5 protein-coding genes are annotated in these 5,444 nt (G+C 35.7%); 4 read left to right on the top strand and 1 reads right to left on the bottom strand.

What is annotated here, in order from left to right:
- The first annotated feature begins 211 nt into the window (after positions 1-211).
- Positions 212-1,042, top strand: a complete 831-nt coding sequence (locus KPC_RS17515; RefSeq protein WP_121975621.1) for an alpha/beta fold hydrolase — start codon at positions 212-214, stop codon at positions 1,040-1,042.
- Between the two features lie 135 nt (positions 1,043-1,177).
- A complete protein-coding gene (locus tag KPC_RS17510; RefSeq protein WP_121975620.1) occupies positions 1,178-2,407 on the top strand; it encodes an NADH:flavin oxidoreductase/NADH oxidase family protein in 1,230 nt (409 codons plus the stop codon).
- Positions 2,408-2,479: 72 nt separating this feature from the next.
- Here the strand turns inward: KPC_RS17510 and KPC_RS17505 are convergent, their stop codons facing one another.
- Positions 2,480-3,613 (bottom strand): acetoacetate decarboxylase family protein, encoded by a 1,134-nt coding sequence (locus tag KPC_RS17505; RefSeq protein WP_121975619.1) that lies wholly within the window; start codon positions 3,611-3,613, stop codon positions 2,480-2,482.
- Between the two features lie 153 nt (positions 3,614-3,766).
- Between KPC_RS17505 and KPC_RS17500 the strand changes: the two genes are divergently transcribed.
- Positions 3,767-4,183 (top strand): MerR family transcriptional regulator, encoded by a 417-nt coding sequence (locus tag KPC_RS17500; RefSeq protein WP_121975622.1) that lies wholly within the window; start codon positions 3,767-3,769, stop codon positions 4,181-4,183.
- A gap of 151 nt (positions 4,184-4,334) precedes the next feature.
- The gene (locus tag KPC_RS17495; protein WP_121975618.1) at positions 4,335-5,156 is read left to right on the top strand and encodes a type 1 glutamine amidotransferase domain-containing protein; all 822 of its coding nucleotides are present in this window, start codon (positions 4,335-4,337) and stop codon (positions 5,154-5,156) included.
- Positions 5,157-5,444 lie beyond the last annotated feature (288 nt).

Genomic DNA, 5,444 nt, shown 5'->3' with positions numbered 1-5,444 from the left:
ATTAAATACTAATCTAGGAAAAATATATAAAACTTAATCATAGACTATGATCAAATTCAGCATATAAAGTGCGGATGGCATACCTGGTTTACAAATAACAAATCTAACTAAATAAAAAGCATTGACTCTAAAGTACACTTTAAAGTTAGGATAATTTTGAACAAAACCAAACCAATTGTTCAATAAATCTTAATTCTTAAGGAGTCATTTCATGGGTTACGTAACTACAAATGATGGAGTTGAAATTTTTTATAAGGACTGGGGACCACGTGATGCGGAAGTATTATTTTTCCATCATGGTTGGCCACTCAGTTCCGATGATTGGGATGCACAATTATTATATTTTCTTGAAAAAGGATATCGGGTTGTAGCACATGACCGACGAGGACATGGTCGCTCATCTCAAGTGTGGGATGGTCATGATATGGATCATTATGCGGATGATGTTGCTACTGTAGTTAAACACTTGGGAATTAGTAAAGCAGTTCACATCGGTCATTCTACTGGTGGCGGTGAGGTAGCACACTATATTGCAAGACATGGTGAAGAACATGTTTCGAAAGCGATCCTCGTTAGCTCTGTTCCCCCTCTTATGGTAAAAACTGAAAAGAATCCAGATGGTCTACCAAAAGAAGTATTTGATGATTTTCAAAATCAATTATTTAAAAATAGATCTGAATTTTACCGAGCCGTACCAGAAGGTCCATTTTATGGATTTAATCGCCCAGGTATAAAAGCATCAGAGGCAGTAATTCAAAACTGGTGGCGTCAAGGTATGATGGGAGGTGCAAAAGCACATTACGATGGTATCGTGGCATTTTCTCAAACAGATTTTACCGAGGATTTGAAAAAAATTACTGTGCCTGTCTTGGTTATGCACGGTGATGATGATCAAGTTGTACCATTTGAAATTTCAGGAAAATTATCTGTCGAATTGGTACAGAATGGGGCTTTAAAAGTTTATCCAGGCTTTTCACATGGGATGTTGACCGTGAATGCCGAAACGATTAATCCAGACTTGCTAGCATTTATTCAAAACTGATTTATTTTGATTTTTTAATGTAATTCAGAGCTACCTATAGGTGGCTCTTTTTTTGGAGAGAATCTAGATTTACAACTTGACCTTAAAGTTTACTTTAACCTTAAAGTGAATCTTAAATTAACAGAGGTACAATTTATGCGTATTTTTGAATCATTAACTCTTCCAAATGGTCAGGTAGTTTTAAACAGACTCGCTAAGGCTGCAATGGAAGAAAATATGGCTGATTTAAATCACCTCCCTGAACAAAAATTATTCAAATTATATAAAACCTGGGCTGAAGGTGGTGCTGGTTTAATCATTACAGGTAATGTCATGGTTGATCGTCGTGCAATGACAGGACCTGGAGGTGTTGTTTTAGAGGATGACAAACATCTGATAGCATTTCAACAATGGGCAAAAATCGCGCGTTCAAAAGGTTCACAAGTATGGATGCAAATTAATCATCCAGGTCGTCAAATGCAATCAAATTTAGGACAGCAAACTTGGGCACCATCTCCAATTCCACTTGACTTAGGGAAAATGTCAAATAAGTTTGATACCCCGATTGAAATGACTCAAGCCATGATTGATGAAGTGATTCAGCGTTTTGCCCGCACTGCACAACTTGCAGAACAAGCAGGCTTTACAGGTGTTGAAATCCATGCAGCACATGGTTATTTGCTCAGTCAGTTTTTATCTCCTTTAAGTAATCATCGCAAAGATCAATGGGGAGGCTCTCTAAATAATCGTGCACGACTTTTGATCGAAATCGTAAAAGCAGTTCGTGCTATGGTATCGAAAGAATTCGCAGTTGCAGTAAAACTTAATTCTGCAGATTTTCAAAGAGGTGGATTTAGTGCTGATGATGCTAAACAAGTCGTAGAAATGCTCAATACATTACCTGTTGATTTGGTAGAGTTATCTGGTGGAAGTTATGAAGTGCCTGCAATGCAAGGTCAGGCACGTGATGGGAGAACTTTAGCACGTGAAGCTTATTTTTTAGAGTTTGCAACTGAGATTCAAAAAATTGCAAAAATGCCAATTATGGTGACTGGCGGGATTAGACGCAGAAAAGTAGCAGAACATGTGATTGAAAGTGGTGTAGATATGGTGGGAATTGCAACAGCCTTAGCCATTGAACCCAATCTGCCAAATATATGGAGGTTAAATCAAAAAAATGCACCACAATTGAAACCAATTCGTTGGAAAAATAAGGCCCTAGCCTCACTCGCAAATATGTCAACTGTAAAATATCAGTTGCGCAAATTGAGTCAAGGGAATGTAACCAATGCAAAGGTGTCTCCACTTTGGGCATTAATTTTACAACAATTGACAATGGCTAAGCGTACTAGACAATATCGCCAAGTAATGCGAAATAGAACATAATTTGGAATTATAAAGATTAAAGAGTGTTTAATAGCACTCTTTTTCTTAGGAAAAATAAAAACGTGATGTTATTTACCACCCTTTTTGTTCATTAAACATTGATTTATTATTCCATTCATCAATCAGAATTGGCATATGTAAAGCCAATTGTGCATCTTTAATCACATCCATACGTAAGATTTTTTTCGCCCCAAGCTGATCAAGTAATTGACTTACTGGTCCATTACTTCTAATTAACTCAACGTTTTTAGGAAAGAATTTTTGTGTAAAAGTTTGGTTATTAACTTGCACATAAGAACTATACCAAATGCCATCAACCTGATTCAGCAGAGTTTTCTTTTCTTGATGAGACAGATTTTTTACTGTTTTTAGTTTAGGTGTTGGTGCTGAAAGACGAATATCAACATTCCCATGAGTATCATATAGATGTGCCTGGACATGATCATCAATTTTTAAATCAATTGCAGTTAGCCATTTCGGTAAATGATAACCATACACGCCACGCACACGGGCAATTTCAGTATCTACAGGTAATGCTAAAACATAACCATAATATTCATGTTTTCGAATAGATGAAATCAACTCAGCAATACTTGAACCTTTGGCATTTGGACGTCGTACGACAACTGCCACGGAAACCTCGTCATAAGGATCATTATCACAAATGTTATAAGCATAAAAGGTTAGAGAAACCAGACCATAACCAGGGATGAGGCTTAATGGCTCAACTTTGGCAGGTAGCTTGGCTTTTAACTTGTCCAGAGGTGCAAGCATTAACAATTGTACTTGACTACTTTGATAATAATAGTTAGGCGACCATACTTTCCCTACATACGTATCAACCAGTTTTTTAGGTATTTTTCTAAAAAAATCGACATTACCAATACGAGGGTCCTTTGTGACTTCTTCTAAATCCGGTTTCGTATGAAAGCGATCATAAAAACCACCTTTCGGTACTAGAACTTGATGCATTCCAAACTCAACCGTTACAAACTCAGTTGTTGTTGGGTACTGTGTACGAGGTTTATCAGCAATTATGAGGTTCGAATTAATCTTATTTGTCATCACTGTATGCTCTTGTGGGTTTGAAAACTTAGGAATTTGATTTACTGCTATAAAATTATTTGTTGCATAAGCAGAATGCGTGAATACAAGACTTGTAAAAAGAGTGAAAGCAGACTGCTGTAAGCGTTGTTTTTTCAACATAATTTTTGATTCGGATTTAAATATTGCATTTATGCTATGCTTAAAGTTGGCTTTAAGGTCAATCGCTTTTTTAAAGTTTTATCACGTGATTTTCGCTTGAATATTAATCAAAGAAAGTCTAAAGTAAACTTGAATGTATGCAGGTTTTTAAAAATGAATATTAGTGAACTTTCAAAGTTGAGCGGATTGAATGCGCCTACAATTCGTTATTATGAACAGATCAAGCTGTTGCCTGAACCGAAACGCCTTGGAAATGGATACCGCAAATATTCAGAAAATGATTTACAACAATTACTTTTAATCAAACAAGCCCAACAAGTCGGATTTACTTTGGAGGAAATAAAAGCCTTAGTACCTGCAAATATGACCAATTGGGATCATGATATGATCATTTCTGCTTTAGAAGAAAAGGTCAAGGATATTAATAAAATGCAGAAAACATTGACTCAAAATAAAAAGAATATCTTACAACTTATAGATTCGATTAAAAACAAACCTGAAGATATTACATGCGGTGAAAATGCACGACGTTTAATGGAGATTTATTTGACAGAACCTGAAAAGATTTAAAAGGACAAAGATATAAATTTCATGTAAGCCTTTGTTATATAAATAAAACATATAAACTTAAAAATAAGTAAAATGTCACAAAAAACGAACTTGACCTTAAACCTAACTTTAATCTTATACTCCCTCTGCAATCCATATCAAGGATACTATCATGGCGAACAGTTGGTCAGTTATATCTCATATCGCACAATGCTTTTTTGTTGTTTTTTCAATCCTGTTTACAATACCTTCAGCTTCTGCAAATCAGGCGAATAATTCAGATCAAGCCACAACCAAATTTAAAGGTAAAATTTTGGTTGTGATGACTAATCATTCCAAATATCCAACACGCGAAGATGCAACAGGCCTTTGGGTGACTGAGTTGACTCATTTCTATGATGTTGCCCATAAAGCAGGATATGAGATGGATTTCATTAGTCCGCAAGGTGGTTTCATACCTCTGGATGAGCGCAGTCAAAAATGGATTTACATGGACAAAGAAGCACGAGCTTATTTGGCTGATCCTGCTTTTAAGAATCGTTTAAATCACACTTTAAAGCCAAGTGATGTCAAAGCATCTGATTATAAAGCAATTTATTTTACAGGTGGTCATGGAGTAATGTGGGATTTTCCAAATAATCCGGAATTAACAGCTCTGGGTGAGCAAATTTATGCTCAAGGTGGTGTGGTATCTGCTGTCTGTCATGGTGTTGCAGGGATTTTGGCACTGAAAGATGAACAAGGAGCTCCTCTTATTTCCAACCGTAAAATCACAGGTTTTTCTAATCGGGAAGAGTTTCTTTCCGGGATGAAAAAACAGGTGCCATTTTTCCTTGAAGATCAATTGAAATCCAAAGGTTCAAAATACTCTCAAAGTTTCTTACCATTTACCTCTTATGTGGTTGTAGATGATCGTATTATCACAGGTCAAAACCCACAATCACCACGTGAAGTTGGAAAAGAGGTTGTGAAAAAACTGGCAACCATAAAATAATTAGAGATAGTTTTCTTGGAAACTAGAACCCTTATGCATTCATTAGCTATAACACTTTTGTGAACTAAATCATGCATGAACTGGATTACCACGTTATTCGCAAACAGCCAATCCTCTGTTTACATGTTCCAATCGAATTAAAAAGTCTAAAAATATAAGCACTTACAGTTATCCTTGCTCTTTTATTCAATCCAGGTAAGTAATGATTATCCTGTATAGAAAATACTTATAAGATATTGAAAATTAAATAAAACTCTAAAAAATCATTCCTAAAAAAACATAATATAT

It is taken from the genome of Acinetobacter stercoris (assembly GCF_900323515.1).
Taxonomy (GTDB): Bacteria; Pseudomonadota; Gammaproteobacteria; order Pseudomonadales; family Moraxellaceae; genus Acinetobacter; species Acinetobacter stercoris.
The sequence above is the reverse complement of the archived record's forward strand: the minus strand, read 5'-3'. Positions and strand labels throughout refer to the sequence as shown.

Excerpts from the sequence above, each read along its gene's own strand:
- KPC_RS17515 (WP_121975621.1), top strand. The coding sequence starts at position 212 with ATGGGTTACGTAACTACAAATGATGGAGTTGAAATTTTTTATAAGGAC.
- KPC_RS17510 (WP_121975620.1), top strand. The coding sequence starts at position 1,178 with ATGCGTATTTTTGAATCATTAACTCTTCCAAATGGTCAGGTAGTTTTA.
- KPC_RS17505 (WP_121975619.1), bottom strand. The coding sequence starts at position 3,613 with ATGTTGAAAAAACAACGCTTACAGCAGTCTGCTTTCACTCTTTTTACA.
- KPC_RS17500 (WP_121975622.1), top strand. The coding sequence starts at position 3,767 with ATGAATATTAGTGAACTTTCAAAGTTGAGCGGATTGAATGCGCCTACA.
- KPC_RS17495 (WP_121975618.1), top strand. The coding sequence starts at position 4,335 with ATGGCGAACAGTTGGTCAGTTATATCTCATATCGCACAATGCTTTTTT.